Source organism: Pseudochrobactrum sp. sp1633 (assembly GCF_030376605.1).
In the GTDB taxonomy this organism is placed as follows: domain Bacteria; phylum Pseudomonadota; class Alphaproteobacteria; order Rhizobiales; family Rhizobiaceae; genus Pseudochrobactrum.
In genome coordinates, this window is sequence record NZ_JARRAE010000004.1 from 222,845 (window position 1) to 247,468 (window position 24,624).

Here is a 24,624-nt window from a genome sequence, read left to right on the forward strand (position 1 = left end):
ATGGATGGCTCGTCTTGAAATCGAACAGTTTTTTTGCCGTGAAGATAATTTCGGCGTTCTGATTCATGACCCTGAGACGGGGCTGACGGCATCAATTGATGCGCCGGAAGAATTGGCGATCCGCGAGGCATTGACGCGACGGGGCTGGAAGCTCGATTTTATTTTTACAACCCACCATCATCACGATCATGTGGAAGCGAATGAAGCGCTAAAGCGGACATTCGGTGCGCAAATTACCGGTCCTGCCGCGGAGAAAATTCCGGGCGCGGATCGTGGTGTCAAAGACGGTGACAAGTTTCAGTTCGGCAGTTTTGAAGTGCAGGTAATGAGCACACCCGGTCATACGGCCGGAGAGGTGAGTTATTATCTGCCGCAGGCACGGGTCGTTTTTACCGGCGATACGCTGTTTGCGCTGGGTTGCGGCCGTTTGTTTGAGGGCACACCGGCAGATATGTTTGCATCGCTGCAAAAGCTGGCACTGCTTCCGGTCGATACAAAAGTCTATTGCGGGCATGAATATACACTGAATAATCTGCGCTTTGCGCTTGATGTGGATGGTACAAATCCGGCATTGAAAGAACGCGGCCGCGAGATTGAGCGGTTGCGAGCGGAAGGTTTGCCGACCTTGCCGACGAGTATCGGTCTGGAAATGGCAACCAATCCGTTTTTGCGTGCCCATGACAGTGCCATTGCCAAGCGGCTTGGGATGGATGATGCCAGTGAGTTGCAGGTTTTTGCAGAACTGCGTAAACGCAAAGATCATTTTTGATAAAGGCCATTTGGGCAAAGGTATAAATATGGTTTGTCTGACCCGTCGTCCGGCCCTTGCGATTGTGGCCGGTTCTTTTTTTGCTGTGACATGCCTTGTCGGGTTACCTTTAACAACCAGCACGGTTTTTGCGCAGAGCTTTTCAGAAGTGGCTAAGCCGGAAGTGCCGGCAGAAGTGAACAACTATCCGCTTGATGAGGCATTTCTGGCCAAGATGGAAGCCGCGCAGGCAGAGCTTAACACGGTTGATATGTCCGGTGGCAGTGATGATGAGGCCGGTACCGGCGATCATTCACCAAAGGCACTGGCTGCCCGTATTGAAAAACAGCCTAAAGTGATGGCTGTGCTTCAAAAGCACGGCCTGACAGCACAGGACTATATTTTTGGCTATTTCGCGCTGGTCAGCAGTGTGAGCGCCGTGGAAGCCGAAAATGAAGAGCAGCTTGTTGATGAACTAAAGGGCATCAATCCGGCGCATATTACTTTCGGCAAACAAAATCTTGAGCGGATTCATAAGCTGCTGGGCGAATAATAATCGTCCGGTTGATAGTTTGGGCGCGCGAGTGCCCAATTTAGCCTCGGGATGCTTCCGCGTCCGGATGATCATTTCATCTGCTCAAAACGTGTCGCGCGGACTTTCACCGTGCCGATCTGTGTGCCGACACTGGCAGCCACTGGGGCGTATATCCCTGCGCCTTGCTTGTCGGTATTCAGCGAGGCAAAGCTGATGGTGATTTTGCTTTTGTCTGCCAGATAACGCACGGATTTTTTGTCTTTCTCATAACCGGAGACGGGGACAAATCTGGCATTGCAGATGATTGCAGTGCCGTTAAAACCCTGAACAGAGAAATCCTCTGTACCCGCAGGGCTTAATTTTATCTGCGCCCGCGTCTGCCCGTCGAAAATCTCTAATGTCCGGTTGCAGACTGCGGCGGCCGTCGGGCTGGTAATCATCATCGCACTGATCGGGTCAAAAACAGATTTCATGTCAGCGGGGCGTGTTTCCACCCAAGGGTCATTTTTTCTTATCGGCGGCTGATTGTCGAATGAGACCACAGAGCCGTTTTTAAAGCCGATGGATGTGCGTTTGTGTTTTTTACCGCTGCGATAGGTGGTGAGATATGAGACAGGTTGAACAGCCGTGCTCGCTCCTTGTGAACGCATGGCTCCGTTGATTGCTATTGAACCTTTGGTACTGTCAAAAATGCGGGCAATACCGGAACTGTGAAAACTCCCGTTCAGTCCATAACTGCCGCCACTGATTCTGGTGTCCATCTCGGAACGGGCGATTGTGATGCCGAAGACCGAGATACTATATTCGGTTCTGTATGTGGAATCAGCGGCAAAAGCTGTTGCCGGTATGAAGGAGAGCATGGAGAGAAGCGCGTATTTAAAATGCCGGTGACGGTTTTTTATTTTCTCAACATAGTCAGTCAGCATTATTCTGATCTCCTGAGACTCACCTTAAGCGCGTATGGCCAGAAATTTCGTCGCCATTTGCTTTCATGCCCGCTATTTGTCTGATAAAAGCGGCAAAATGCAGTCAAAGACAGTCAATTCATTGTCATTACCTGCAATCGGCTCCTAATCAGCTCGAAACGGCTTGACGTGAAGAGCAGCTTTCACTATAGAAACCCGACTTTCCCAATGGGCCGCTGTCCGATATTGCGCGCCGCGACATCTGCAATCTTATGGTTGTTATGTTTGAAGCGAAGACGGTATCGGGTATTTGTGCCGGGGCCTGAAACAGAATTTTGAAGGTGAGACCAATGTCCCGCGCTTGTGAACTGACCGGTAAAGCGGTCCTCTACGGCAACAATGTAAGCCATGCGAACAACAAGTCGCGTCGCCGTTATCTGCCAAATCTTTGCAATGTAACTCTGATGTCCGATGCAATGGGCCAGAGCTACAGCCTGCGTATCTCCGCTCATGCTCTGCGTACTGTAGAACATCGCGGTGGTCTGGATGCATTCCTTGCGAAAGCTTCTGACAATGAACTGTCACAGCGCGTTCGCCTGCTGAAGCGTCAGGTTGCTAAGAAGCTTGCAGAAGTTGCTGCTTAATTAGCCGTTTCGGTTAAGTGAGAATGGTTTAGCCATCCTCATACTTGATTAATGCAGTTTCAGACGGAAACCGGTTTTCACTTTCTGAAATTGTCTGGATTGCTAAAGGCCGGTTTATCCGGCCTTTTTGCTGGTTCCATTACCCAGGATAAAAAAATGCCTCTACAGCATGATTCCGCTTTTAAAGCGTTGATTTTCCCTGTTCTTGCCATGTGTGCGGCTGTTGCCGCCTCCAATATCCTTGTGCAATATCCGGTTCATTATCTCGGATTGCAGGATATTCTCACTTATGGCGCCTTTACCTATCCGTTTGCGTTTTTGATCAATGATCTGACCAATCGCCGTTTTGGTCCGCAGCGCGCCCGTCAGGTCGTTTATGCCGGTTTTGCGCTGGGTGTGATCATGTCGATCTGGCTTGCAAGCCCGCGCCTTGCTGTGGCTTCAGGAAGTGCATTCCTGTTTGCACAATTGCTTGATATCAGCGTTTTCAGCCGGTTGCGTCGTCTGCATTGGTGGAAAGCACCGCTGGCTGCGGCACTGTGTGGCTCTGTGCTGGATACGATCCTGTTCTTCTCGCTGGCTTTTGCCGCTCCGTTCAGCATGCTGGATACGGCATTCGGTCTTGCAGACAGCTCTATGATTGATCAGGTGCAGTGGTTTGGCCTTGCAATGCCGCTATGGCTGTCGCTGGCGCTGGGTGACTTTGGTGTCAAAGTCCTGATGAGTGTGGTGATGCTGGTGCCTTACGGCGCGATTCTGGCTCTGTTTGCACCGTCAATTTATGGTGCAGGTAAACCCGGATCTGCAAAATAATCCAGAGCGCTCGCTCTGGATTATTTTAATTGTTGCATGTTCGCGGGCGCTTAAATGAATCCATTTGCGCCAGACATGCTTTAGCGGCCTTGCTGTCGGGATTATGCGTTTCATCCTTGTAATTATACCGGTTGTGCATTGGTTTTCTGCACGAGATAGTTGTGCGATCATTTCACAGCCGGATTCTTATGATGATTGCGAAAACCACCATGCCGCTTGTTATTGTGACCGGTGCCAGTTCAGGTATCGGACTTGCTGTCGCCAGATTATTTTCTGCTGCAGGGCATCCGCTGTTGCTGCTGGCGCGGCGTGGTGAAGCCATGCAGGCATTGAAGCTGCGCAATAGTCTTTGTATATCCGTTGATGTGACTGACAGAGCGGCATTTCTTGCGGCGGTTGACATTGCGCAGGGACGGTTCGGTATGGCCGATGTGATTGTGAATAATGCCGGAGTGATGTTGCTTGGTGATATAACACGGCAGGATCCGCAGGAATGGGACCGGATGCTGGATGTGAATGTCAAAGGGCTGATGAATGGTATTTATGCCGTAGCAGGCGGCATGGCTGCCCGTCAGCGCGGCACCATCGTCAATATCAGCTCGGTGGCAGGGCGGAAGACCTTTGCCAATCACACGGCCTATGTGGCGACAAAATTTGCCGTCCACGGTCTGTCAGAAAATTTGCGTGAGGAGCTGGCACCGAGCGGTGTGCGGGTTGTGACAATCGCGCCGGGAGCTGTGGAAACGGAATTGCTCAGCCATACCAGTGATCCGACGATTAAGGCCGGATATGAAAACTGGAAAACCAATATGGGCAGTCCCGTCTTGTCAGCGGAAGATGTGGCGCATGCGGTGCTCTATGCCTATCAGCAACCGCAGCATGTGTGCATTCGGGAGATCGTGCTGGCGGCAACCCGCCAGCAGGCATGAGTTTGGGATTAGCGTTTGCTACCGCGTGATTTCGGCTGCTCCTGATCGTCAAACAGGGAGGCGAGCTGTTCGGTCATAGCACCGGCCAGTTCTTCTGCGTCAACAATCGTCACCGCGCGCTGGTAATAGCGCGTCACATCATGGCCGATACCGATTGCAATCAGCTCAATCGGTGAGCGGTTTTCAATCTCATCAATTACCGCACGCAAATGGCGTTCCAGATAATTACCCGGATTAACGGAGAGGGTCGAATCATCGACCGGTGCACCATCGGAAATTACCATCAGAATCTTGCGCTGTTCAGGACGGCCGAGCAGGCGGTTATGCGCCCACATCAACGCTTCACCGTCGATATTCTCTTTCAGCAGACCTTCACGCATCATCAGGCCGAGATTACGGCGTGCGCGGCGCCACGGGGCGTCAGCGCTTTTATAGACAATGTGGCGCAGATCATTCAGGCGACCCGGCTGTGCGGGCTTGCCGCGTTCCAGCCATGCTTCACGCGACTGGCCGCCTTTCCACGCTTTGGTGGTAAAGCCCAGAATCTCAACCTTTACGCCGGAGCGCTCCAATGTGCGTGCCAGAATATCGGCGCAGGTTGCAGCCACTGTAATAGGGCGTCCGCGCATGGAGCCGGAATTGTCGATAATCAGGCTCACAACTGTATCGCGGAATTTGGTGTCGCGTTCGGTTTTGAAAGACAACGGCTGCGTCGGGTCAATCACGACGCGTACCAGACGCGCGCTGTCGAGATGACCTTCTTCCAGATCAAACAACCATGAGCGGTTCTGCTGTGCCATCAGGCGGCGCTGCAGGCGGTTGGCAAGACGTCCGACCGCACCTTGCAAATTCACCAGCTGCTTGTCGAGGAAACCACGCAGACGATCCAGTTCCGCATCATCGCAAAGATCGGTTGCTTCTACGATCTCGTCAAATTCACGGGTGAAGACTTTATAGTCATTGTGCTTGTCGAAATCAGAAAACGGCTGGTTCGACCGGCGTGCTTCGCCCGGTGTTTCCGCATCTTCTTCTTCGCCGTCATCAGCATCTTCATAGGCCGCGTCTTCAGCTTCCAAATCGCCGCGCTCACGGTCATCATTGGTATCTTCAGAGCTGTCGCCGTCACCGGACTGGTTTTCCGCATCCTCTTCCGATGCACCTTCCTGTGATTCTTCCGGATCAGCCTGTTCTTCCTGCTGACTTTCCTCGTCGTCGCTTTCAGACGGTTCGGCCAGTTCTTCAGCCATATCCAGCGCAACCAGCATCTCGCGCACCAGACGGGCATAATCCTGCTGACTGTTGAGACGATCACTCAGAGTTTCGAGGCGATCGCCGGTTTTTTCTTCGATCCAGTCACGCCACAGCTCAACGACATTGCCAGCCTGCACAGGCGGACGGTAGCCGGTGAGCTTCTCACGAACCAGAAGGGAGATCGCTTCTTCAATTGGTGCATCATCGCGCGAAGTAATCGCGGAATAATTGGCACGGCTGTATTTATCAGCCAGCATGGAAGACAGGTTTTGTGCCACGCCTTCCATTGCCAGAGCGCCGATGGCTTCAACGCGCGCCTGCTCTACAGCGTCATAAATAGCCCGTGCCTGCTGCCCTTGAGGGGCAAGCTGCGCGTGAACTCGCGGATCATGGCGCGCATGACGCAGCGCCATTGAATCACCAAGGCCACGGATGATGGAAATATCTTCTGCGGTCGGACGTTTCGGCAGATCCGGCAGGCGGGCATGATTGCCGGTCAGCGCCGGACGATCATGGCTGAAGCCGACCTCAAACTCATTGCTGCCGGCAATTGCACGCACACAAGCGGTGACTGCACGTTTGAAAGGTTCGGAATCGACCGGACCTTTAGGACGTTCGCGTGTGTTATCGCCGGGGCCTGCCATGATGAAACTGCCTTATATCAGAAGAACTTAACCTTACTTCGCTGTCATAATGAAGCGAGAGCGTCCCCGTTTTTACAGGGACGCTTTGTGCGCTTTAAGCGAGCACGACATTCACTGCGGATTCCGGCAATTCCTGACCGAAAGCACGCTGATAGAACTCGGCGACAATCGGGCGTTCCAGCTCGTCACACTTGTTCAGGAAGGTTAAGCGGAATGCAAAGCCGACATCTTTGAAAATATTGGCATTTTCGGACCATGTGATCACAGTACGCGGGCTCATAACGGTCGACAGATCGCCATTGATGAAAGCCTGACGGGTCATGTCGGCAACGCGCACCATTTTCGAAACAATCTCACGGCCTTCCGCATTCTGATAATGCTTGGACTTGGCGAGAATGATCTCAACTTCATTGTCATGCGGCAGATAATTCAGCGTGGTGACAATTGACCAGCGATCCATCTGTGCCTGGTTGATCTGCTGCGTGCCGTGATAAAGACCGGTTGTATCACCCAGACCGACAGTGTTGGCGGTTGCAAACAGGCGGAATGCCGGATGCGGGTTAATCACGCGGCTCTGATCGAGCAGGGTCAGGCGGCCAGAGGCTTCCAGAACGCGCTGGATAACGAACATCACATCAGGGCGACCGGCATCATATTCGTCGAAAACCAGTGCGACATTATTCTGGTATGCCCAAGGCAGAATACCGTCTTTGAATTCGGTGATCTGCATGCCGTTTTTAACGACGATGGCATCTTTACCGACGAGATCAATACGGCTGACATGGCTATCCAGATTGACGCGCACACATGGCCAGTTCAGGCGCGCAGCAACCTGTTCAATATGGGTGGATTTACCGGTGCCGTGATAGCCGGAAACCATGACGCGGCGGTTATAGGCAAAGCCTGCGAGAATGGCCAAGGTTGTCTGGCGGTCAAAAATATAGTCCGGATCTGTTTCCGGTACATGCGGGTCTCTAACGCTGTATGCGGGCACGGTCATATCGGAATCAATCCCGAACACGTCACGCACCGATACAGTTGTGTCCGGCATATTGTTTATGTCGAGATCAACCTTGCTCATCATGCCTCCTGAGCGGCGCTTGCAGGCCGCTGTATCATCATATGTTTAGAGCTGTTTCCCTTTTTCTGAATCGGGAAACCCCTCTTTCCGTGTGTCTTGGCTCAGTTTCATCGGCACAGCCAGTTCCGGTTTTTCCCGAAACTGCTTGAGTGACCGTGCCGGTGTACTTGTTATGAACAGGATGCAAAGAAATGAAAACGTTTGCGTTTCCGATATTTCTCCGACGCTTCCTGAAATATTCTTGCTTGTTTAGCAAAAACCAGCGGTCTTTAGCAATTGATAAGCTTGCACAACTTCGCGGAAACGCTCTTCCGAACCGCGATCCCCGCCATTGGCATCGGGATGGTGCTGCTTTACCAGCTCTTTGTAGCGCGACTTGATCGCATCGCTGGTCGAATTTGCCGCAATGCCCAATGTGGCAAAAGCTTTGGATTCCAGCGGGCGCGGACGTCTGGTCGGGGTTGCAGCCTCTGCACGGGCTTTGGTCTGTTCAAACAGGTTCAGCGGATCGCGAATCTTATTGTGATAGGCCGCTGTGCCCGAACGCATACGGGCAAACTGTGTAGCCGTCTGACGGGATGTGGTGTTTTTGGTTGTTGTCCATGTCGGACGGTCGCCGACAGCCGCATTCTTCTGGAACTTCGCGATTTCTTCATCGCTCAGGCCGGCAAAGGCGTTGAAATTCTTGTTATATTCACGCACATGATTAATGCAGAAATGAAGATACAATCCCTCACGCGCACCGCCTGCAGGGGCTTTGTGCGTTCCGGTTTCTTCACATCCTTCCCACTGGCATTGCGGGCCTGCGGCTTTTTTTTCTTCCTTGCGGGAACGGATACGGATGCTGTCAAAATATTTTGAATTCGTTGTCATGATATCAATATTACGGGGTCAGATCTGATGATACAAGAATTGACATTTCACGGAGTATGACTGAAGCCGAAAGGCTCGATAATCAAAGCAGACGTGAAATCGGGATTTAGCTGCATTATGTATACCGTAACGGCAACGCATGCGCATAACATAGCCCCTATATGGGGGTAGGAGATCAGAATGTCTATTCCTTTGACGCGACAAGAACGGATTACCGCAAAACTTCGCGATGCTTTTCAGCCGGTGTTGCTTGATGTCATCAACGAAAGTCATCTTCATGCCGGTCATCATCACACAGATGGCGGCCATGAAGAGGTGTTCGACGGTACCGGTGAAACACATTACCGCGTTATTATTGTGGCAGAGGCGTTTACAGGATTAAACCGTGTTGACCGCCACCGTGCGATTAATGCGCAGTTGGAAGAAGAGCTGCATGCGGGCTTGCATGCGATTGCTCTGGAGCCAAGCGCTCCGGGAGAGCCGACCCGCCGCAACCGTAATCCGGCATAGCAATTTAAAAACAAGTAACCGTGAAAGAGCGGTTACTTGTTTCATTTGAAATCTGCTGTTATGTGAGTAGCAGTGAGCCTCAGGCTCTTCCGTAAGCGTTTAACGTTAAGCAACGCATCCATTCCGGTCTTACACCGGCAAAAATCCTGCTGCCGCAGGAAGGATGCGCCTATGTGTAAGATCGCAAATTTACGGAAATGATTATGCAATCTTCCCAAACTGTCTCTGCTTTTCCTAAACTTCCGGCGCGTTACATTCCGGTTGTGATGCCTTTTATTCTCTCTGTGCTGATGACCTTTGTTGTGTCCCTGATCGCCACACTGAAAAATCTCGGGTTCAAGGCTGATCTGCTGTCGCATTGGATGCCTGCATGGGGGCTGTCATGGCTTGTGGCGTTTCCGGTGCTGTTACTGGTACTGCCACTGGTGCGGCGTCTGGTCGGCATTGTGTGCCACAAACCTTGAGTACTTAAACAAAAAACGCTCGCAAAGATCATTTGCGAGCGTTTTTTTAGATTGATGATTTAAAATTTTAAGCCAGTTTTTCCTGCAGGAAAGCCTGCACGTCAGCAGCATTCACATCTTTGGCGATGAAAGACCGGCCAAGACCGCGGGTGAGGATGAAGGTCAGCGCACCGCGCGAGACTTTCTTGTCCTGTGCGATATAGGACATCAGCACATCTGCTGACGGCAGGCCGGCAATTTCTTTCATCGAGACCGGCAGGCCGACAGCTTTCAAATGGGCTTCAACCCGCGTAGCAATATCTTCTGAGATCAGGCCAAGCCGTGCGGAGAACTGATGCGCCAGCACCATGCCGATGGCAACCGCTTCACCATGCACTAGGCGTGCAGAATCATAATTGGTGGCTGTTTCGAGTGCATGGCCGAATGTATGGCCGAGATTGAGCAAGGCACGATCACCGGTTTCACGCTCATCGCGGGCGACAACGGCCGCTTTGGCGCGGCAGGAGGTGGCAATGGCCTGTTGGCGCGCGGCGCCGCCTGCAAAGACACTCTGCCAGTTGTTTTCCAGCCATTCGAAGAATTCCGGCTGGTCGATCAGGCCGTATTTGGCAACTTCTGCATAACCGGCTGCAAATTCGCGCTTGCTCAGCGTGTCGAGAATATCCGTATCGGCCAACACCAGCTGCGGCTGATTAAAAACGCCGACAAGGTTTTTACCGTATCCGGTGTTGATGCCGGTTTTGCCGCCGACAGAAGAATCAACCTGCGCCAGCAGCGAAGTCGGGATTTGAATGAAATTCATGCCGCGACGTACAATACCGGCAACAAAACCGGCAAGATCACCGATCACACCACCGCCCAGTGCAATCACGGCATCACCGCGCTCTAAACGGGCTTTGAGAACCTCGTTGGTCACGGTTTCAAGGGTAGCAAAACCTTTGGATTTTTCACCGGCAGCAACCACAACCGGTGTGGCGGTAATGCCTGCCGCTTCCAAAGCGCTGAGCAAGGACGGCAGATGCAGCTTTGCAAGATTTTCATCGGTGACCACAGCTGCGCGGATGCCTGGCAGGCGCGAAGCAATTTCCTGACCGGCGCGGGCAATCAGACCGCTGCCGATCAGAATATCATAAGAGCGTTCTCCCAGAGATACATGAACGGTTTCGGTTGCGATATGTCCGGTAGATGTCATGGGAGATACTCGTTGTTGACGGTCAATGGGTGACTGGTTGGGTGCGGTGCAGGTGCTCCAGCAATAGATTGATGACTTCCTGTGCAATCACTTCACGTTTTTCGTCGCGCGACATGATACTGAGATCGGCGGTTGCATAGACAGGGTAGCGCTCGGTCATCAGCTTCTGCATAACCGCGCGCGGATCATCGTTTTTCAAAAGCGGGCGATCCTGACGGCGCAGTACACGCTCCATCAGCACATCAAGTTCTGCGTTAAGCCACACGGAAATACCAGCCTGAGCAATGCTCTCGCGGGTCTGATCATTCATGAAAGCACCACCGCCGGTTGCCAGAATCATCGGTCCGCCTTCCAGCAGGCGCTGCATGACGCGGCGTTCAAGATCGCGGAATTCCGGCTCGCCGTAAGAGGCAAACAATTCGGTAACACTCATGCGGGAGACATTTTCGATTTCGGTGTCGAGATCGTAAAACGGCAATTCCAGCAAAGCGGCCATCTTTTTGCCGATCGTGGATTTGCCTGCTCCCATAAGGCCGACCAGCACCACAGGGCGCTGACCCAAGATGGACTTAATTTCTTCGGCTTGCTGACGCAAAACTGTCTGATCAGTTTTTTTGTTTTGGTTCGGCATCGTCTTCTTCTCGTGACGGTGCTTCCGTTTGAAACACTTAACCCAAGTCAATCGCTTCTGATCTGCGGCTTGTCAAGAAAGATCAGTGATTTTTGACTATTGTATCGGTCAGGCGCGTGGATGGGCTTTATCGTAAATTTCCAGCAGGCGATCCGTATCCACGCCGGTATAGACCTGCGTGGTTGAGAGGCTGGCATGGCCGAGTAGCTCCTGAATGGTGCGCAGATCACCGCCGCGTGCCAAAAGATGGGTGGCAAAAGAATGCCGCAAGGCATGGGGCGTTGCGGTTTCCGGCAGGTTGAGCGCGGAGCGCATCTTCTGCATTTCCCGCTGAATGATGCCCGCCTGTAATGCGCCGCCTTTGGCTCCGCGAAAGAGCGGAACACCGGTCGTTAAATGATAGGGGCAGAGGCGGCGATATTCGCCAATCGCCTGATGAACAGCAGGCAGCAGCGGCACAAGACGGCTCTTGCCGCCTTTACCTGTAATCGTCAGAGAACGGGCGGTTGTATCGGCCACGGCCTCAGGTGTCAGCGCAAGAGCTTCGGAAATACGCAAGCCGCAGCCGTAAAGCAGTGTCAGCACGGCAGCATTGCGTGCGGCAATCCACGGTTCTTCTGCCAGTTGCTGCTGCGTATTAACAACCCGCAGAGCTGCATCTGCGGTTAAAGGTTTCGGCAGCGATTTCGGCTGGCGCGGTGCGCGGATGGCACTGGCGCCAGCTGCATTGGCCAGTCCCTGCTTTTCCAAGTATCGTAGTAGGGAGCGCACACCGGCAAGGCCGCGCCCGAGAGTACGCGCACCCGCACCGTCATTGCGGCGTGATGCCAGATAGGAGCGCAAGTCCGAAACGCGTAAATCAGAGACATCTTTCAGCGCCGGAGGTGTGCCCAAATGTCCGGTCATAAATTGCAGGAACTGACGGGTGTCGCGCTCATAAGCATCCAGTGTATGGGCAGCCAGCCTGCGGCTGTTGCTCAGGCTGCCAAGCCAGTCCTGACGCGCCTGATTGAGATCAGGTGCTGCAATAATCAGAAATTCTGCTTTTGAGGTTTCGGTTTTGGCCGTTTGCATGGATTGAATCTGTAATCCGGTTATCTTAATAAAAATAGAGTTTCTCATGGCGAGGTTACAGAACCGTTGCCGCCACAATCTAAGGTCTTTCATGTCTTCTCAGAAAAAAGGCACCCAAATGCGGGTTGCAAATCTTGATAATCCAGTTCAGCTCGCTGTGATCGGCGCGGCGCATGGCATCAAAGGGGAAGTGCGCGTTAAAACCTATACAGGCGACCCGCTGGATCTTGGTTCCTATGGCTTGCTTTATGATGCAACCGGCAAGAGCTATGAAATCCTGTCGATCCGTCCAAGCAAAACGGTAGTCGTAGTGCGCTTTGCTGGTGTTGAGGATCGCAATGCGGCGGAAGCGCTGAACGGTACTGAGCTTTATGTCGATCATGCGCAACTGCCGCAGGATCTCGATGAGGATGAATTTTATTACACTGATCTGATCGGCCTTGCCCTGCGCGACAATGAAGGCGTGTCCTATGGCAAAGTCTCTGCCGTGTTTAATTTCGGCGGCGGTGATGTGCTGGAGATCAAAGAGAGCGGTAAAAAGCCGGTTATGATCCCTTTCACGCAAATATCAGTACCAAAGATTGTTATGGCTGAAGGATATATTCTGGTTGATCCGCTGGCTGCCGGTCTGATTGATGACGGATCAAGCTCTGCCGATGAAGAGGGCGATGAAGCTGAAACCGATGCGCCTGAAACTGATGATGACGGATGGGCGCGGTAATGGGTTTTAAAGCATCTGTCCTGACCCTTTATCCCGAAATGTTTCCGGGGCCTTTGGGCGCTGCGCTCGCAGGCCGTGCCTTACGCGATGATAAATGGCAGCTCGAAACTGTGCAGATCCGAGATTTCGCCCCCGACAAACATCGCATGGTAGATGACACACCGGCTGGCGGCAGCGCTGGCATGGTGATGAAGCCGGACGTGGTAGCGCGTGCGCTCGACAGCTTAGAGCAGGACAACCGTCCACGCATTCTGATGAGCCCGCGTGGACGCCCGTTAACGCAGGATTTGGTGCGTGAACTGGCGAGCGGCGAGGGTGCAGTGATTCTCTGCGGACGCTTTGAAGGCGTGGATGAGCGCGTTATTGAAGCGCGCAATCTGATGGAAGTCTCCGTCGGCGATTATATTCTCTCCGGTGGTGAAACCGGTGCGCTGGTGCTGCTTGATGCGATAGTGCGACTGATTCCGGGGGTGATGGGTAATCATGAATCCGGTGAGACCGAGAGTTTTGAAACCGGCCTGCTTGAGCATCCGCATTATACCCGTCCGCAGGAATGGGAAGGGCGTTCGATCCCTGCGGTGCTGACCTCCGGCAATCATAAGGCGGTCGATCAGTGGCGGCTGGAAGAAGCAAAGCGCATTACCCGTGAGCGCCGCCCTGATTTGTGGGAAGCTTACCAGAAGAAGAGCAAATGATGCAGGCTCTACGGCGTGCGGAATATGCTGCTGTTTTGCTGATTGCGCTTTGGTTTTATGCGCAAAGTGGTGCAAGCTGGTGGTGGTTTGCGCTGTTGTTTCTGGTGCCTGACCTGACAATGGCTGGCTATGCATTTGGCAATCGCATCGGTGCGGCGGTCTATAATGCCGGTCATAGCATTATGGGTGTGACAGTGCTTGGCCTGTTAATGCATTTTTCAGAGCAGGACTGGCTCTGGCCTTATGTGCTGATCTGGTCAGCGCATATCGCTTTCGATCGGATGTTAGGCTACGGGCTGAAATATACGTCTAGCTTTCAGGATACGCATTTGGGGCGTATCGGGCGCAACTGAATCAGAACTTGTTGCAGACAGAGTTGATTCACAGGCGGTAATAGTGTATTGCCGCCTCACATTTCGGGATTTCCTGAGATCCAATTTTCGTTGACCTGAAATCAATGAGTAGTGAAACCGCTCCTGCCTTTACGGCATAGCATGACGGCAAAGACTGTTTTGCAAGTGATAGCGCTCTGACTGTTCGAGAAGAATCAGAAGGATAAAAACTATGAACATTATTAAGCAGCTTGAAGCTGAACAGATTGCAAAAATTTCCGAAAAGCGCGTTCTGCCTGTTTTCGACGCCGGTGACACTGTTCGCGTTCTCGTACGCGTAACTGAAGGCACACGTACACGTGTACAGGCTTACGAAGGCGTTTGCATTGCCCGTTCGGGTGCAGGTCTGCAGGAAAGCTTCACCGTTCGTAAAATTTCTTACGGCGAAGGCGTAGAGCGCGTATTCCCTGTTTATTCTCCGCTGGTTGAAGGCGTTGAAGTTGTTCGTCGCGGTAAAGTCCGTCGTGCGAAACTTTACTACCTTCGTGGTCTTACCGGTAAGGCTGCCCGTATCGTTGAGAAAAAAGACAATCGTTCGAAAGCAGAACGTGAAGCAGACAAGCGCGCCGCTGAGCGTGATGCTGCTGCAAAGACTGCTGCAGAATAATTTCTGCAATTTACGATTTTTCGAATTCCAATTGATAAGGGCGGCCTCAGGGTCGCCCTTTTCTTTTTGCAAAGATTAAATGCCGCTTGGGTAATAATCTTGCTGCGACACCCTGTTACGCTTGTCATTTCTTGACGAAATCGTGTGACAGGTGCATATGAACCATAATCATATCGGTTCTGTGGTGCTGTGATTGCCGGGAGGTAATAGCCGCAGAACGCTTGCAAAGGATATCAAGAGCCATGAGCGCGCCGCGTACACTCTATGACAAGATCTGGGACGATCATCTGGTAGATCAGCAGGATGACGGTACCTGCCTGCTTTATATTGATCGCCATCTTGTGCATGAAGTGACCAGCCCGCAGGCTTTTGAAGGTTTGCGCATGAGCGGCCGTAAGGTTCGTCACCCTGAACGCACGCTGGCTGTGGTTGATCACAATGTGCCGACTTCGGCGGATCGCGTGAACGGCATTAAGAACGAAGAAAGCCGTATTCAGGTTGAAGCTCTGGCCAAAAATGCGGCCGAGTTCGGCGTTGAATATTACTCCGAGCGCGATAAGCGTCAGGGCGTTGTGCATATTGTTGGCCCTGAACAGGGCTTTACCCTGCCGGGTATGACCATTGTTTGCGGCGATAGCCACACCTCAACCCACGGCGCTTTCGGCTCGTTAGCGCATGGTATCGGCACATCTGAAGTGGAACATGTGCTGGCAACGCAGACACTGATCCAGAAAAAGGCCAAAAACATGCTTGTGCGTGTGGATGGCAAACTGGCATCGGGTGTGACCGCCAAGGACATCACACTGGCGATCATCGGTAAAATCGGCACTGCCGGCGGTACCGGTTATGTGATCGAATATGCCGGCGATGCAATCACCTCTTTGAGCATGGAAGGCCGCATGACGGTCTGTAATATGTCGATTGAAGGTGGCGCACGCGCAGGCCTGATCGCACCGGATGCGACAACTTTTGATTATATTCAAGGCAAGCCGCGCGCCCCTAAAGGTGAACAGCTTGAGCAGGCTCTGACTTACTGGAAGACCCTGAGCACGGATGAAGGTGCGCATTTTGATAAGATTGTGACCCTTAATGCTGCTGAAATCTCACCGGTTGTCACATGGGGTTCTTCACCGGAAGACGTGGTTTTTGTAACCGATGTGGTGCCTAACCCTGATGATATTCAGGACGACACCAAGCGTTCCTCGAAATGGCGTGCGCTGGAATATATGGATCTGAAGCCTGGCACCAAGATCACTGATATTGCGATTGATCGCGTCTTTATCGGTTCCTGCACCAATGGCCGTATTGAAGATTTGCGCGATGCAGCACGTATGGTTGAAGGAAAAAAAGTTGCCTCCACCGTTAATGCGATGATCGTTCCGGGCTCCGGCCTTGTGAAAGAACAGGCTGAAGCTGAAGGTCTGGATAAGATCTTTATCGAAGCGGGTTTTGACTGGCGCGAACCGGGCTGCTCCATGTGTCTGGCAATGAATGATGACCGCCTGAAGCCGGGTGAGCGTTGTGCATCCACTTCAAACCGTAACTTTGAAGGTCGTCAGGGCTTTAAGGGCCGCACGCATCTGGTATCACCTGCAATGGCAGCGGCAGCAGCCGTGGCTGGGCACTTCGTAGATATCCGCGACTGGAACTAAGTTTTTCAGCTTTAAAAAATAAAACCCGCTCATTGCGTAAGATCAATGGGCGGGTTTTTCTTTTCAGCTAAAACTGCGCTGATTAGACTGGCGTTTTCTGATGAAGCCGCTACTCTGGTTCTTATTCGGAAAGGGAAGGTTGTATGACACAGGATCACGCTATTGATATTTCATTGCTTCACTTACGTGATGCCCGTGAACTTGCGCCTTTGCTGGCCGATTATGCGCAGGCGCTGAAGCGCGGTGCGCCGCGCCGCCCCGATGAATATTATGCCGAAAAACTGCTGCAGGATCGCAGCGCCGAATTGCTCGGTGCCCGTATTGATGGCGTGCTCGTCGGCTTTGTGATTTTCTACGATCTGCCGGAGCCGGTCTCGGGCATGCGTGCAGGACAGGTGGATCATATTTATGTACACCATGACCACCGTAAAAAAGGTATCGCCAAAGCATTGATTGATGTGCTGGCGGACAAGGCGGAAGAGCGCACATGGAGCAAGCTGTCACTCAATGCACCACGCCAGCCGGAAGACGGTCGCAAGCTCTATGAGCAGGTGGCTGCAACTGCCGACTGGAGCAGCTTTGTGATTCGTTTTGCACCGCATGTCGGCTAAAAGCGCATAAACACCATTTAAGCGTGCAAATTCAGGACAATTTCTTATGCTTCAGATTTTATTTTTCTGAGGCATGATCGAAAATAGCCCGCATAAAACCGTTTAAAACGTCCTCTCCTTGCTCAGGTGCGACTAATTGCATGGCTGGTCGCATAGTTGTGACTTTGACGTGGTGATAAAAGCGCAGTAGATAAGCCTTAACATGGTCGTCCTTTAAACGATCTTGGCCGTATTCGCTCTACTGCGCGGCTCCTGAGTATTTAAAGCTCATGAATCGTACAGCATGTTAAAATGACAGAGTTTATATCTATGCTGGGCGCAGGTTCATCATAGATATAAACTCTGTTGGGCATGAACAGACCATAGATTTTGCCGGATTGCCGGTACGTTTAACGTGGCCTGTTTATCGGTAACTTTTACCAGGATTGCTATGACAACAAGACCAATAGTCAAAAGCCAGCGCCCGCTGTCACCGCATTTGTCGATTTATAAACCGGCAATCACGATGACGACGTCGATTATTCACCGTATTACCGGTGGCGCTCTTTATTTCGGTACCGTGCTGCTCGCCATTTGGCTGATTTCGGCAGCGGTCAGCGAAGATTGCTTTAATTTCGTCAATGGCCTGTTTGGCTCCTGGGTAGGGCAGCTTGTGCTGTTCGGCTACACATGGGCGCTGATGCAGCATCTGGCGGGCGGTATCCGCCATTTCATCTGGGATATGGGTGCAGGACTTGAAAAACACACTGCCAGCAAAATGGCCTGGGCCACGGTGGTGTTTTCAGTTGTTGCGACAATCCTGATCTGGGTTGTGGCTTACAGCCTGCGCTGAGAGGACTGAGATATGCAAGATATGCGCACCCCTCTGGGTAAGGTTCGCGGCCTTGGTTCAGCCAAGGAAGGCACCGGACATTTCTGGACACAGCGTATGAGTGCCGTCGCACTTGTACCGCTGGTGATTTACTTCATCGGTCTGATTATCTGCCTCAATGGTGCAGATTATGCAGAAGTCCGCGCTGCAGTCGCTCATCCGTTTAATGCGATTGTGATGGCGCTGTTTGTTCTGACCGGTGTTTATCACATGCGTCTGGGCATGCAGGTTATTATTGAAGATTATATTCATGGCGAAGGCCTGAAGATTGTTTGCGTTATGCTCAACACCTTCTTTGCGATTGTTGTTGGCGGCGCGAGTGTATTTGCAATCCTCAAGCTCAGCTTCGGAGGTTGATAGGCCAAATGGCAACAACTCAAGATAAGGCTGCTAACGGCAGCAAATACACCTTTGTTGATCACAAATTTGACGTTGTGGTTGTTGGTGCCGGTGGTGCAGGCTTGCGTGCAACACTGGGTATGGCAGAGCAGGGCTTTAAAACAGCCTGTATTACCAAGGTTTTCCCGACGCGCTCCCACACGGTTGCAGCGCAGGGTGGTATTGCTGCCTCGCTTTCCAATATGGGTCCGGACAGCTGGCAGTGGCATATGTATGACACTGTTAAAGGCTCCGACTGGCTCGGTGACACAGACGCTATGGAGTATCTGGCCCGTGAAGCGCCTGCGGCGGTTTATGAGCTGGAACATTACGGCGTGCCGTTTTCCCGTACCGAAGAAGGCAAGATCTATCAGCGTCCGTTCGGTGGTCATATGCAGAACTACGGTGATGGCCCTCCGGTTCAGCGTACCTGTGCCGCTGCTGACCGTACCGGCCACGCTATTCTGCACACGCTTTACGGCCAGTCGCTCAAGAACAATGCGCAGTTCTTCATTGAATATTTCGCGCTTGATCTGATCATGACTGACGGTGTTTGCACCGGCGTTGTGGCATGGAATCTGGATGACGGCACCATTCACCGTTTCTCCGCTAAAATGGTCGTTCTGGCCACCGGCGGTTACGGTCGTTCGTATTTCTCGGCAACCTCTGCTCATACCTGCACCGGCGATGGCGGCGGTATGGTTGCGCGTGCCGGTCTGCCTCTGCAGGATATGGAATTTGTTCAGTTCCACCCGACCGGTATTTACGGCGCAGGCTGCCTGATCACTGAAGGCGCACGCGGCGAAGGCGGCTATCTCGTCAACTCCGAAGGCGAGCGCTTCATGGAGCGCTATGCACCTTCAGCCAAGGATCTGGCATCGCGTGACGTTGTGTCCCGCTGCATGACCATCGAGATCCGTGAAGGCCGCGGCGTTGGTAAGAACAAAGATCACATCTATCTGCATCTGGATCATCTTGATCCGGCAATTCTGCATGAGCGTCTGCCGGGTATTTCGGAAAGCGCCAAGATTTTCGCCGGTGTTGATCTGACTAAAGAGCCGATTCCGGTTCTGCCGACAGTTCACTACAATATGGGCGGCGTGCCAACCAATTATTGGGGTGAAGCGCTGAACCCGACGGAAGAAAATCCTGATCGCGTACAGCCTGGTCTGATGGCTGTGGGTGAAGCCGGTTGTGCGTCCGTGCACGGTGCAAACCGTCTCGGCTCAAACTCGCTGATCGATCTCGTGGTGTTCGGCCGTGCGGCTGCAATCCGCGCCGGTGAAGTGATTGACCGCGATGCAAAAATTCCTGATCTTAATCTCGCTGCTTGTGAGAAGATCATGGAACGCTTCGACCGTCTGCGCTTTGCTGACGGCGGCACACCGACTGCTGTCTTGCGTGAAAAAATGCAGCGCACCATGCAGGAAGATGCGGCCGTGTTCCGTACCTCGGAATCCCTGAAACAGGGTTGTGAGCGTATGGCTGAAATCTGGAAAGAAATGCCGGATATCAAAGTGACCGACCGCTCACTGATCTGGAATTCCGATCTGATGGAAACGCTGGAGCTGGAAAACCTGATGGCCAATGCGATGACCACTGTTGTGGCCGCTGAAGCCCGTAAGGAAAGCCGTGGCGCCCACGCCCATGAGGACTTCCCGAACCGTGATGACGTGAACTGGCGCAAGCATTCGCTGTCATGGCTCTCAGAAGACGGCAAGGTAACACTTGGCAGCCGCCCTGTTCATCTTGACCCGCTGGTCAAGGAAGAAGACGGCGGTATCAGTCTGGCTAAAATTGCGCCTAAAGCGCGCGTTTACTAAGAACAAGGGAAAGAGCAATGGTTGAACTGGCACTTCCCAAGAATTCGCAGATCCGTCCCGGCAAAGTCTGGGACAAGCCTGCGGGTGCAACAAACCTACGTGAATTCAAGGTCTATCGCTGGTCGCCGGATGACGGCGAAAACCCGCGTCTCGACACATTCTATGTTGATCTTGATGATTGCGGCCCGATGGTTCTCGATGCACTTCTGTACATCAAGAACAAAATCGATCCGACTCTGACGCTGCGCCGCTCGTGCCGTGAAGGTATTTGCGGTTCCTGCGCCATGAATATTGATGGCTCGAATACGCTTGCCTGCACTAAGGGCATGGAAGAGATCAAAGGCATTGTTAAGATTTATCCGCTGCCGCATATGCCGGTTGTGAAGGATCTGGTGCCTGATCTCAGTCATTTCTATGCGCAGCACCGCTCCATCGAGCCTTGGCTGAAAACGGTTTCTCCGGAGCCGCAGAAAGAGTGGCTGCAGAGCCATGAAGACCGCGCCAAGCTGGACGGTCTTTATGAGTGCATTCTCTGCGCCTGCTGCTCGACTTCGTGCCCGAGTTACTGGTGGAACGGTGACCGTTATCTCGGCCCTGCCGTGCTGCTTCAGGCCTATCGCTGGCTCATCGACTCGCGTGATGAAGCAAAAGGCGAACGTCTCGATAATCTCGAAGATCCGTTCCGCCTCTATCGCTGCCACACGATCATGAACTGCGCGCAGACCTGCCCTAAAGGCCTGAACCCTGCAAAGGCGATTGCCGAAATTAAAAAGATGATGGTTGAACGCCGCGTGTAATCACGGCGAATAATCGAAAAACAAAAAGGCACCGTTCGCGGTGCCTTTTTTATTGTCTTTCATAAATCTGCCAGATTAAGCGTGCTTAAATTTTTATGCTTTAATTTGCAACTCTTACGCGCTGTCAGCGTTTTGTGTTTGCATAAGTTGTGTAATCTTTGGCGGAGGCCGCTATGCTGGATCAGATCGGATTTATGGTCACCAATAAAGATAAAGCGCGCGCTTTTTATGCGGCAGCTTTGGCTCCGCTTGGCATTGATGCTGTCACTGAGTTTGGTAATTGGCAGGGCTATGGTCGCCACGGGAAACCGGAATTCTGGATCGGTGCACAAAAAGGCTCGTCCTATAAAGGGCAGATGCATCTGGCATTTTTAGCCGGTACGCGCGGTGAGGTTGAGCGTTTTTATCAGGCCGCGCTCAGTGCAGGCGGCGTTGAACATAGCGCACCGGTTCTGCGCCCCAATTATCATGCTGATTATTTCAGCGCTTTGGTCAAAGACCCAGACGGGCATGTTATTGAAGTTGTTTGTCATATGCCTGCATAAACAAAAAAGCCGCCGATCAAACTAGAGCGTGTCGCGTTTAATCGACTTCATGGCGCTCGCTCTAGATTCTTTGTTGGGTCGCATTATCACGGTCGTCAAGTTGATCTAACTTGACTGCGATATGCTCTAGCGGCTTTTTTATTATGCATGTGTTTTAAAGCAAAGTGGCGGTTAGCGAAATTTCCAGCGCATTCAAAGCACGGGAAACAGGGCAATTTTCTTTGGCTTGTTTGGCAAGTTTTTGAAAATCAGCTTCCGAAATATTGGCAACCCGCGCACGCAGCACCAGATCACTTTTGGCAATGGAAAAACCGCCGCCTTCATTAGGTGTGGTGCTGATGGTTGCGGTCGCCTGTAATTCCGTTGGCGGGGTGCCATTGGTGGACAGCAGGGATGAGAGCATCATCGCGAAACAACCGGCATGAGCTGCACCGATCAGTTCTTCCGGATTGGTGCCCGCATTGCCGTGCACATCTTCTGTGCGGGATTTAAAGCTGTAGGGAAGTTCGTTCAAAGCGGTGCTTTGGGTTGTTAATTTACCGGTGCCGGTCTTCAGATCGCCGTTCCAGATTGCAGTGGCAGTTCTGTTCATCGTCTTATCCTCGGTGAGAGTTTGTCCATAAAAGAGATAGTTCTCTTTTATGGCTTATCCAGTGAAAGACTGTAAAAATTGTGCTCTGCTGTGCCGTTTGGTCAGATGGTCAGATCGCTTCACCCTGCAACAGGCGCGGCATTTCCTTGCCGAAACCTGCGGCCTGTTTGATGAAATAGTTCTTCATCACTGGCAGGCGATCAACAAGGCCAAGCCCGATATCGCGCACGGTGCGCAGTGCCAGATTGTCGTTGGAAAACAGTCGGGTCAGAACATCGGTGCTGACACCCATCTGCACGGTGTCAAAGCGGCGCCATGTCTGGTATTGCTCCAGCGCGGCGAAAGAGCCGATATCAAGCCCGAGACGCTCGGTATCAACAATCACCTGTGCCAGCGTTGCGGCATCGCGGAAACCAAGATTAAGCCCCTGTCCTGCAATCGGGTGAATACCGTGCGCAGCATCGCCAACCAGTGCGAAACGCGGCTTCACAAATTCACGCGCCAGTGTCAGCCCCAGCGGGAAAGCGCGCTTGTTGCCTTCAACGCGAATTTCACCCAGATGATGACCGAAGCGCTGTTCCAGTTCGGCTTCAAAAACGAAATCATCCTGCGCAACCAGACGGTTGGCATCTTCAGTGCGCTCTGCCCAGACGAGGGAAGAACGGTTGCCTTTCAGTGGCAGAATGGCAAAGGGCCCTGCAGGCAGGAAATGTTCGATCGCGCGGCCTTCATGCGGGCGCTCGTGGGAAACATTGCAGACAATACCGGATTGTCCGTAGCTCCAGTGAACGGTTTTAATTCCGGCCTGATCGCGCATACGGGAGCGCACACCATCGGCGCCGACCAGCAATCTTGTTTCAAGCGTGCGGCCGTCAGCAAGCGTTACAGTCACAGCGTTGGAGGCGGTCGTAAAACCGTCAACGCTGCATCCTTCAATCACATGAATGCCGAGTTCAGCGGCTTTGGCATGAAGTGAGGCGTTGAGAACTTTGTTTTCAACCATATGGGCAAATGGTTCGCCCGGATTAACTTCACCGCCAAAGGTCAGGAAAACAGGGCGTACGGGATCAGAAACGCGGGAATCGGTGATCACCATATCATTGATGGCTTGAGCGTCTGGTTTGATCGCTTCCCAGCAGCCAAGCTGTTCCAGCATACGGGTGGCGGCAGCGGCAATGGCCGAAGCGCGCGGATCTTTTTTCCACTGACCGGCAGGTGCCGCATCAATAATCGTCACATCCAGCTGTGGTGCACCGGTTTTAATGGCAACCGCCGTGGTCATCCCCACATAACCCGCGCCTGCGATCAGAACATCTGTTTTGACCGGAGCAGATGCCGCCTCAGCAGCAGCCGGAGATGATTTGCGGGACGATATTGCCATGACGGTTTCCTTCTCTGCACGACAGGTTTGCAGGACTGTCAGTTCTCATTAAACCTGTTCGTGCTTTATATCATATAGATGTAGATAGGCTTTAAGCCGGTTTGTCTCAAGCGGAAATGCCGCAGTTTTTATCAGCAATCCCTTGCACCGTCAGACGACCGGTTGTAGCCATAGTTTAGAGCGGTTTACATCCGGAGTGGGGCACAGCGCTCGCTCTAGGTTTTTTGTTTGGTCGCATTGTCACGGGTATCAAGTTGATCCAACTTGACTGTGAAATGCTCTAGCTGTCGCAGAAAATGAGTTTCCTATGTCTGAAGCAATGAAAGAACTTTTGTCGATCCTTGATCTGGAACCGCTGGAACATAATCTGTTTCGCGGACGCAGCCCGCAAGTGGGCTGGCAGCGGGTTTTTGGCGGGCAGGTGATCGGTCAGGCACTGGTTGCGGCGCAGCGCACCGTTGAGGAAGGGCGTTATGTGCATTCCCTGCACGGTTATTTCATGCGTCCGGGTGATCCTTCCATCCCGATTATTTACCGTGTGGATCGCCTGCGCGACGGTTCCAGTTTTTCAACCCGTCAGGTCGTTGCCATTCAGCATGGCAAGGCAATCTTCACACTGTCTGCCTCTTTCCAGATTGATGAAGCAGGACTTGAGCATCAGATGCCGATGCCGCTTAATGTGCCGCTGCCGGAAAAGCTGCTCAGCATCAAAGATATGAAAGAGCAATATATCCAGATGGCGCCAAAGGCCGTGCGCAAATATCTGGAGCGCGATCAGCCGATTGATATGAAACCGGTTTCTCTCAGTCATTATCTGACCAAGGATCCGCTGCCACCGGAACAGAATGTCTGGGTGCGCGCCTGCGGTGAGGTACCGGATGACCGTGCGTTGCAGGCGGCAATTCTGGCCTATCTCTCGGATATGACTTTGCTGGATACATCCCTGCATGCGCATGGACGCGCGGTGTTTGATCCGGGTATGCAGGTGGCAAGCCTTGACCATTCAATGTGGTTTCATCACCCGAACAAGCTGGATGACTGGCTGCTTTACAGTCAGGACAGCCCGATGGCCACGGGTGCCCGCGGTTTCAACCGTGGTTCAATCTTTACCCGCGATGGTGTGTTGATTGCCTCCACGGCGCAGGAAGGCCTCATCCGCGTGAGGGATTAATCCTTCTGTTTTGATTACGGCTGCATGGTTAATGGGGTCTTAACTACCTATGTCGTACTATCGGGCGTGATTCATAAGATTTATCTGCTTTTCT

At 52.5% G+C, this 24,624-nt stretch carries 28 protein-coding genes; 19 read left to right on the forward strand and 9 right to left on the reverse strand.

All coding sequences use genetic code 11. The annotated features are described in order from the left end of the window. The first annotated feature begins 4 nt into the window (after positions 1-4). Positions 5-769, forward strand: coding sequence for a hydroxyacylglutathione hydrolase (gene gloB, locus P8H26_RS06450; RefSeq protein ID WP_289632073.1), 765 nt, complete (start codon positions 5-7; stop codon positions 767-769). A gap of 28 nt (positions 770-797) precedes the next feature. Continuing rightward, positions 798-1,301 carry a hypothetical protein gene (locus P8H26_RS06455; RefSeq protein WP_289632074.1) on the forward strand — a complete coding sequence of 168 codons (504 nt, stop codon included), beginning with the start codon at positions 798-800 and terminating at the stop codon, positions 1,299-1,301. Between the two features lie 71 nt (positions 1,302-1,372). Here P8H26_RS06455 and P8H26_RS06460 read toward each other — a convergent pair whose 3' ends face one another. Beyond that, positions 1,373-2,209 (reverse strand): DUF3108 domain-containing protein, encoded by an 837-nt coding sequence (locus P8H26_RS06460; RefSeq protein ID WP_289632075.1) that lies wholly within the window; start codon positions 2,207-2,209, stop codon positions 1,373-1,375. 329 nt (positions 2,210-2,538) lie between these two features. On the opposite strand from P8H26_RS06460, the gene rpmB reads away from it, so the two are divergent. The 3 genes from rpmB to P8H26_RS06475 all read left to right on the forward strand — a co-directional run bounded on the left by rpmB (position 2,539) and on the right by P8H26_RS06475 (position 4,574). Further along, positions 2,539-2,832, forward strand: coding sequence for a 50S ribosomal protein L28 (gene rpmB, locus P8H26_RS06465; protein WP_289632076.1), 294 nt, complete (start codon positions 2,539-2,541; stop codon positions 2,830-2,832). Between the two features lie 156 nt (positions 2,833-2,988). After that, entirely contained in the window at positions 2,989-3,645 is a 657-nt protein-coding gene (locus P8H26_RS06470; protein ID WP_289632077.1) for a VUT family protein, read from the forward strand. A gap of 188 nt (positions 3,646-3,833) precedes the next feature. Beyond that, the gene (locus P8H26_RS06475) at positions 3,834-4,574 is read left to right on the forward strand and encodes an SDR family oxidoreductase (protein WP_289632078.1); all 741 of its coding nucleotides are present in this window, start codon (positions 3,834-3,836) and stop codon (positions 4,572-4,574) included. 8 nt (positions 4,575-4,582) lie between these two features. Here P8H26_RS06475 and cobT read toward each other — a convergent pair whose 3' ends face one another. From cobT to P8H26_RS06490, 3 genes are all read right to left on the reverse strand, one after another. Next, positions 4,583-6,469 (reverse strand): cobaltochelatase subunit CobT, encoded by a 1,887-nt coding sequence (gene cobT, locus P8H26_RS06480; RefSeq protein WP_289632079.1) that lies wholly within the window; start codon positions 6,467-6,469, stop codon positions 4,583-4,585. A gap of 94 nt (positions 6,470-6,563) precedes the next feature. Beyond that, positions 6,564-7,550: a cobaltochelatase subunit CobS gene (gene cobS / locus P8H26_RS06485; RefSeq protein ID WP_289632080.1), complete on the reverse strand. Its 987-nt coding sequence runs from the start codon at positions 7,548-7,550 to the stop codon at positions 6,564-6,566. A 249-nt stretch (positions 7,551-7,799) separates the two neighbouring features. Beyond that, complete coding sequence (locus tag P8H26_RS06490; RefSeq protein WP_289632082.1) at positions 7,800-8,423, reverse strand: J domain-containing protein; 624 nt, start codon at positions 8,421-8,423, stop codon at positions 7,800-7,802. Positions 8,424-8,603: 180 nt separating this feature from the next. Here P8H26_RS06490 and P8H26_RS06495 point away from each other — a divergent pair, with 180 nt between their 5' ends. Beyond that, entirely contained in the window at positions 8,604-8,933 is a 330-nt protein-coding gene (locus tag P8H26_RS06495; protein ID WP_289632083.1) for a BolA family transcriptional regulator, read from the forward strand. 203 nt (positions 8,934-9,136) lie between these two features. Then, complete coding sequence (locus tag P8H26_RS06500) at positions 9,137-9,397, forward strand: DUF2798 domain-containing protein (protein ID WP_289632084.1); 261 nt, start codon at positions 9,137-9,139, stop codon at positions 9,395-9,397. Between the two features lie 67 nt (positions 9,398-9,464). On the opposite strand, the gene aroB is transcribed toward P8H26_RS06500, so the two are convergent. The 3 genes from aroB to P8H26_RS06515 all read right to left on the reverse strand — a co-directional run bounded on the left by aroB (position 9,465) and on the right by P8H26_RS06515 (position 12,294). Continuing rightward, positions 9,465-10,589, reverse strand: a complete 1,125-nt coding sequence (aroB, locus tag P8H26_RS06505) for a 3-dehydroquinate synthase (RefSeq protein WP_289632085.1) — start codon at positions 10,587-10,589, stop codon at positions 9,465-9,467. 22 nt (positions 10,590-10,611) lie between these two features. Continuing rightward, complete coding sequence (locus tag P8H26_RS06510) at positions 10,612-11,220, reverse strand: shikimate kinase (RefSeq protein ID WP_289632086.1); 609 nt, start codon at positions 11,218-11,220, stop codon at positions 10,612-10,614. A 108-nt stretch (positions 11,221-11,328) separates the two neighbouring features. Further along, a complete protein-coding gene (locus P8H26_RS06515; protein WP_289632087.1) occupies positions 11,329-12,294 on the reverse strand; it encodes a tyrosine recombinase XerC in 966 nt (321 codons plus the stop codon). A 118-nt stretch (positions 12,295-12,412) separates the two neighbouring features. On the opposite strand from P8H26_RS06515, the gene rimM reads away from it, so the two are divergent. The 11 genes from rimM (at position 12,413) to P8H26_RS06570 (ending at position 21,386) form a co-directional block, all read left to right on the forward strand. Then, complete coding sequence (rimM, locus tag P8H26_RS06520; RefSeq protein ID WP_289632204.1) at positions 12,413-13,015, forward strand: ribosome maturation factor RimM; 603 nt, start codon at positions 12,413-12,415, stop codon at positions 13,013-13,015. Beyond that, positions 13,015-13,710, forward strand: coding sequence for a tRNA (guanosine(37)-N1)-methyltransferase TrmD (gene trmD / locus P8H26_RS06525; RefSeq protein WP_289632088.1), 696 nt, complete (start codon positions 13,015-13,017; stop codon positions 13,708-13,710). Before rimM ends, trmD begins: the two co-directional genes overlap by 1 nt. Beyond that, positions 13,707-14,063, forward strand: coding sequence for a DUF4260 domain-containing protein (locus P8H26_RS06530; RefSeq protein WP_289632089.1), 357 nt, complete (start codon positions 13,707-13,709; stop codon positions 14,061-14,063). The genes trmD and P8H26_RS06530 overlap by 4 nt, the downstream gene beginning before the upstream one ends. A 211-nt stretch (positions 14,064-14,274) precedes the next feature. Continuing rightward, positions 14,275-14,709, forward strand: a complete 435-nt coding sequence (gene rplS, locus P8H26_RS06535) for a 50S ribosomal protein L19 (protein WP_289632090.1) — start codon at positions 14,275-14,277, stop codon at positions 14,707-14,709. Between the two features lie 242 nt (positions 14,710-14,951). Beyond that, positions 14,952-16,361: a 3-isopropylmalate dehydratase large subunit gene (gene leuC / locus P8H26_RS06540; RefSeq protein WP_289632091.1), complete on the forward strand. Its 1,410-nt coding sequence runs from the start codon at positions 14,952-14,954 to the stop codon at positions 16,359-16,361. A gap of 143 nt (positions 16,362-16,504) precedes the next feature. Beyond that, positions 16,505-16,972 carry a GNAT family N-acetyltransferase gene (locus P8H26_RS06545; RefSeq protein ID WP_289632092.1) on the forward strand — a complete coding sequence of 156 codons (468 nt, stop codon included), beginning with the start codon at positions 16,505-16,507 and terminating at the stop codon, positions 16,970-16,972. 430 nt (positions 16,973-17,402) lie between these two features. After that, positions 17,403-17,804: a succinate dehydrogenase, cytochrome b556 subunit gene (gene sdhC / locus P8H26_RS06550; RefSeq protein WP_289632094.1), complete on the forward strand. Its 402-nt coding sequence runs from the start codon at positions 17,403-17,405 to the stop codon at positions 17,802-17,804. Between the two features lie 12 nt (positions 17,805-17,816). Next, positions 17,817-18,200, forward strand: a complete 384-nt coding sequence (gene sdhD / locus P8H26_RS06555; RefSeq protein ID WP_289632095.1) for a succinate dehydrogenase, hydrophobic membrane anchor protein — start codon at positions 17,817-17,819, stop codon at positions 18,198-18,200. 8 nt (positions 18,201-18,208) lie between these two features. Continuing rightward, the gene (sdhA, locus tag P8H26_RS06560; RefSeq protein ID WP_289632097.1) at positions 18,209-20,044 is read left to right on the forward strand and encodes a succinate dehydrogenase flavoprotein subunit; all 1,836 of its coding nucleotides are present in this window, start codon (positions 18,209-18,211) and stop codon (positions 20,042-20,044) included. Positions 20,045-20,061: 17 nt separating this feature from the next. After that, positions 20,062-20,841: a succinate dehydrogenase iron-sulfur subunit gene (locus tag P8H26_RS06565; protein WP_289632098.1), complete on the forward strand. Its 780-nt coding sequence runs from the start codon at positions 20,062-20,064 to the stop codon at positions 20,839-20,841. 173 nt (positions 20,842-21,014) lie between these two features. Further along, positions 21,015-21,386: a VOC family protein gene (locus P8H26_RS06570; RefSeq protein WP_289632099.1), complete on the forward strand. Its 372-nt coding sequence runs from the start codon at positions 21,015-21,017 to the stop codon at positions 21,384-21,386. 154 nt (positions 21,387-21,540) lie between these two features. On the opposite strand, the gene P8H26_RS06575 is transcribed toward P8H26_RS06570, so the two are convergent. Together P8H26_RS06575 and P8H26_RS06580 are read right to left on the reverse strand one after the other, a co-directional pair. After that, a complete protein-coding gene (locus P8H26_RS06575) occupies positions 21,541-21,978 on the reverse strand; it encodes an OsmC family protein (RefSeq protein WP_289632100.1) in 438 nt (145 codons plus the stop codon). 109 nt (positions 21,979-22,087) lie between these two features. Beyond that, positions 22,088-23,359: a ubiquinone biosynthesis hydroxylase gene (locus tag P8H26_RS06580; RefSeq protein ID WP_289632101.1), complete on the reverse strand. Its 1,272-nt coding sequence runs from the start codon at positions 23,357-23,359 to the stop codon at positions 22,088-22,090. 307 nt (positions 23,360-23,666) lie between these two features. Here P8H26_RS06580 and tesB point away from each other — a divergent pair, with 307 nt between their 5' ends. After that, on the forward strand, positions 23,667-24,530 hold the full coding sequence (gene tesB, locus P8H26_RS06585) for an acyl-CoA thioesterase II (RefSeq protein ID WP_289632102.1): 864 nt from the start codon (positions 23,667-23,669) through the stop codon (positions 24,528-24,530). Positions 24,531-24,624 lie beyond the last annotated feature (94 nt).

What these genes read in the sequence shown, in the direction of transcription:
- gloB (WP_289632073.1), top strand. Translation starts at nt 5, where the DNA reads ATGGCTCGTCTTGAAATCGAACAGTTTTTTTGCCGTGAAGATAATTTC.
- P8H26_RS06455 (WP_289632074.1), top strand. Translation starts at nt 798, where the DNA reads ATGGTTTGTCTGACCCGTCGTCCGGCCCTTGCGATTGTGGCCGGTTCT.
- P8H26_RS06460 (WP_289632075.1), bottom strand. Translation starts at nt 2,209, where the DNA reads ATGCTGACTGACTATGTTGAGAAAATAAAAAACCGTCACCGGCATTTT.
- rpmB (WP_289632076.1), top strand. Translation starts at nt 2,539, where the DNA reads ATGTCCCGCGCTTGTGAACTGACCGGTAAAGCGGTCCTCTACGGCAAC.
- P8H26_RS06470 (WP_289632077.1), top strand. Translation starts at nt 2,989, where the DNA reads ATGCCTCTACAGCATGATTCCGCTTTTAAAGCGTTGATTTTCCCTGTT.
- P8H26_RS06475 (WP_289632078.1), top strand. Translation starts at nt 3,834, where the DNA reads ATGATGATTGCGAAAACCACCATGCCGCTTGTTATTGTGACCGGTGCC.
- cobT (WP_289632079.1), bottom strand. Translation starts at nt 6,469, where the DNA reads ATGGCAGGCCCCGGCGATAACACACGCGAACGTCCTAAAGGTCCGGTC.
- cobS (WP_289632080.1), bottom strand. Translation starts at nt 7,550, where the DNA reads ATGAGCAAGGTTGATCTCGACATAAACAATATGCCGGACACAACTGTA.
- P8H26_RS06490 (WP_289632082.1), bottom strand. Translation starts at nt 8,423, where the DNA reads ATGACAACGAATTCAAAATATTTTGACAGCATCCGTATCCGTTCCCGC.
- P8H26_RS06495 (WP_289632083.1), top strand. Translation starts at nt 8,604, where the DNA reads ATGTCTATTCCTTTGACGCGACAAGAACGGATTACCGCAAAACTTCGC.
- P8H26_RS06500 (WP_289632084.1), top strand. Translation starts at nt 9,137, where the DNA reads ATGCAATCTTCCCAAACTGTCTCTGCTTTTCCTAAACTTCCGGCGCGT.
- aroB (WP_289632085.1), bottom strand. Translation starts at nt 10,589, where the DNA reads ATGACATCTACCGGACATATCGCAACCGAAACCGTTCATGTATCTCTG.
- P8H26_RS06510 (WP_289632086.1), bottom strand. Translation starts at nt 11,220, where the DNA reads ATGCCGAACCAAAACAAAAAAACTGATCAGACAGTTTTGCGTCAGCAA.
- P8H26_RS06515 (WP_289632087.1), bottom strand. Translation starts at nt 12,294, where the DNA reads ATGCAAACGGCCAAAACCGAAACCTCAAAAGCAGAATTTCTGATTATT.
- rimM (WP_289632204.1), top strand. Translation starts at nt 12,413, where the DNA reads ATGCGGGTTGCAAATCTTGATAATCCAGTTCAGCTCGCTGTGATCGGC.
- trmD (WP_289632088.1), top strand. Translation starts at nt 13,015, where the DNA reads ATGGGTTTTAAAGCATCTGTCCTGACCCTTTATCCCGAAATGTTTCCG.
- P8H26_RS06530 (WP_289632089.1), top strand. Translation starts at nt 13,707, where the DNA reads ATGATGCAGGCTCTACGGCGTGCGGAATATGCTGCTGTTTTGCTGATT.
- rplS (WP_289632090.1), top strand. Translation starts at nt 14,275, where the DNA reads ATGAACATTATTAAGCAGCTTGAAGCTGAACAGATTGCAAAAATTTCC.
- leuC (WP_289632091.1), top strand. Translation starts at nt 14,952, where the DNA reads ATGAGCGCGCCGCGTACACTCTATGACAAGATCTGGGACGATCATCTG.
- P8H26_RS06545 (WP_289632092.1), top strand. Translation starts at nt 16,505, where the DNA reads ATGACACAGGATCACGCTATTGATATTTCATTGCTTCACTTACGTGAT.
- sdhC (WP_289632094.1), top strand. Translation starts at nt 17,403, where the DNA reads ATGACAACAAGACCAATAGTCAAAAGCCAGCGCCCGCTGTCACCGCAT.
- sdhD (WP_289632095.1), top strand. Translation starts at nt 17,817, where the DNA reads ATGCAAGATATGCGCACCCCTCTGGGTAAGGTTCGCGGCCTTGGTTCA.
- sdhA (WP_289632097.1), top strand. Translation starts at nt 18,209, where the DNA reads ATGGCAACAACTCAAGATAAGGCTGCTAACGGCAGCAAATACACCTTT.
- P8H26_RS06565 (WP_289632098.1), top strand. Translation starts at nt 20,062, where the DNA reads ATGGTTGAACTGGCACTTCCCAAGAATTCGCAGATCCGTCCCGGCAAA.
- P8H26_RS06570 (WP_289632099.1), top strand. Translation starts at nt 21,015, where the DNA reads ATGCTGGATCAGATCGGATTTATGGTCACCAATAAAGATAAAGCGCGC.
- P8H26_RS06575 (WP_289632100.1), bottom strand. Translation starts at nt 21,978, where the DNA reads ATGAACAGAACTGCCACTGCAATCTGGAACGGCGATCTGAAGACCGGC.
- P8H26_RS06580 (WP_289632101.1), bottom strand. Translation starts at nt 23,359, where the DNA reads ATGGCAATATCGTCCCGCAAATCATCTCCGGCTGCTGCTGAGGCGGCA.
- tesB (WP_289632102.1), top strand. Translation starts at nt 23,667, where the DNA reads ATGTCTGAAGCAATGAAAGAACTTTTGTCGATCCTTGATCTGGAACCG.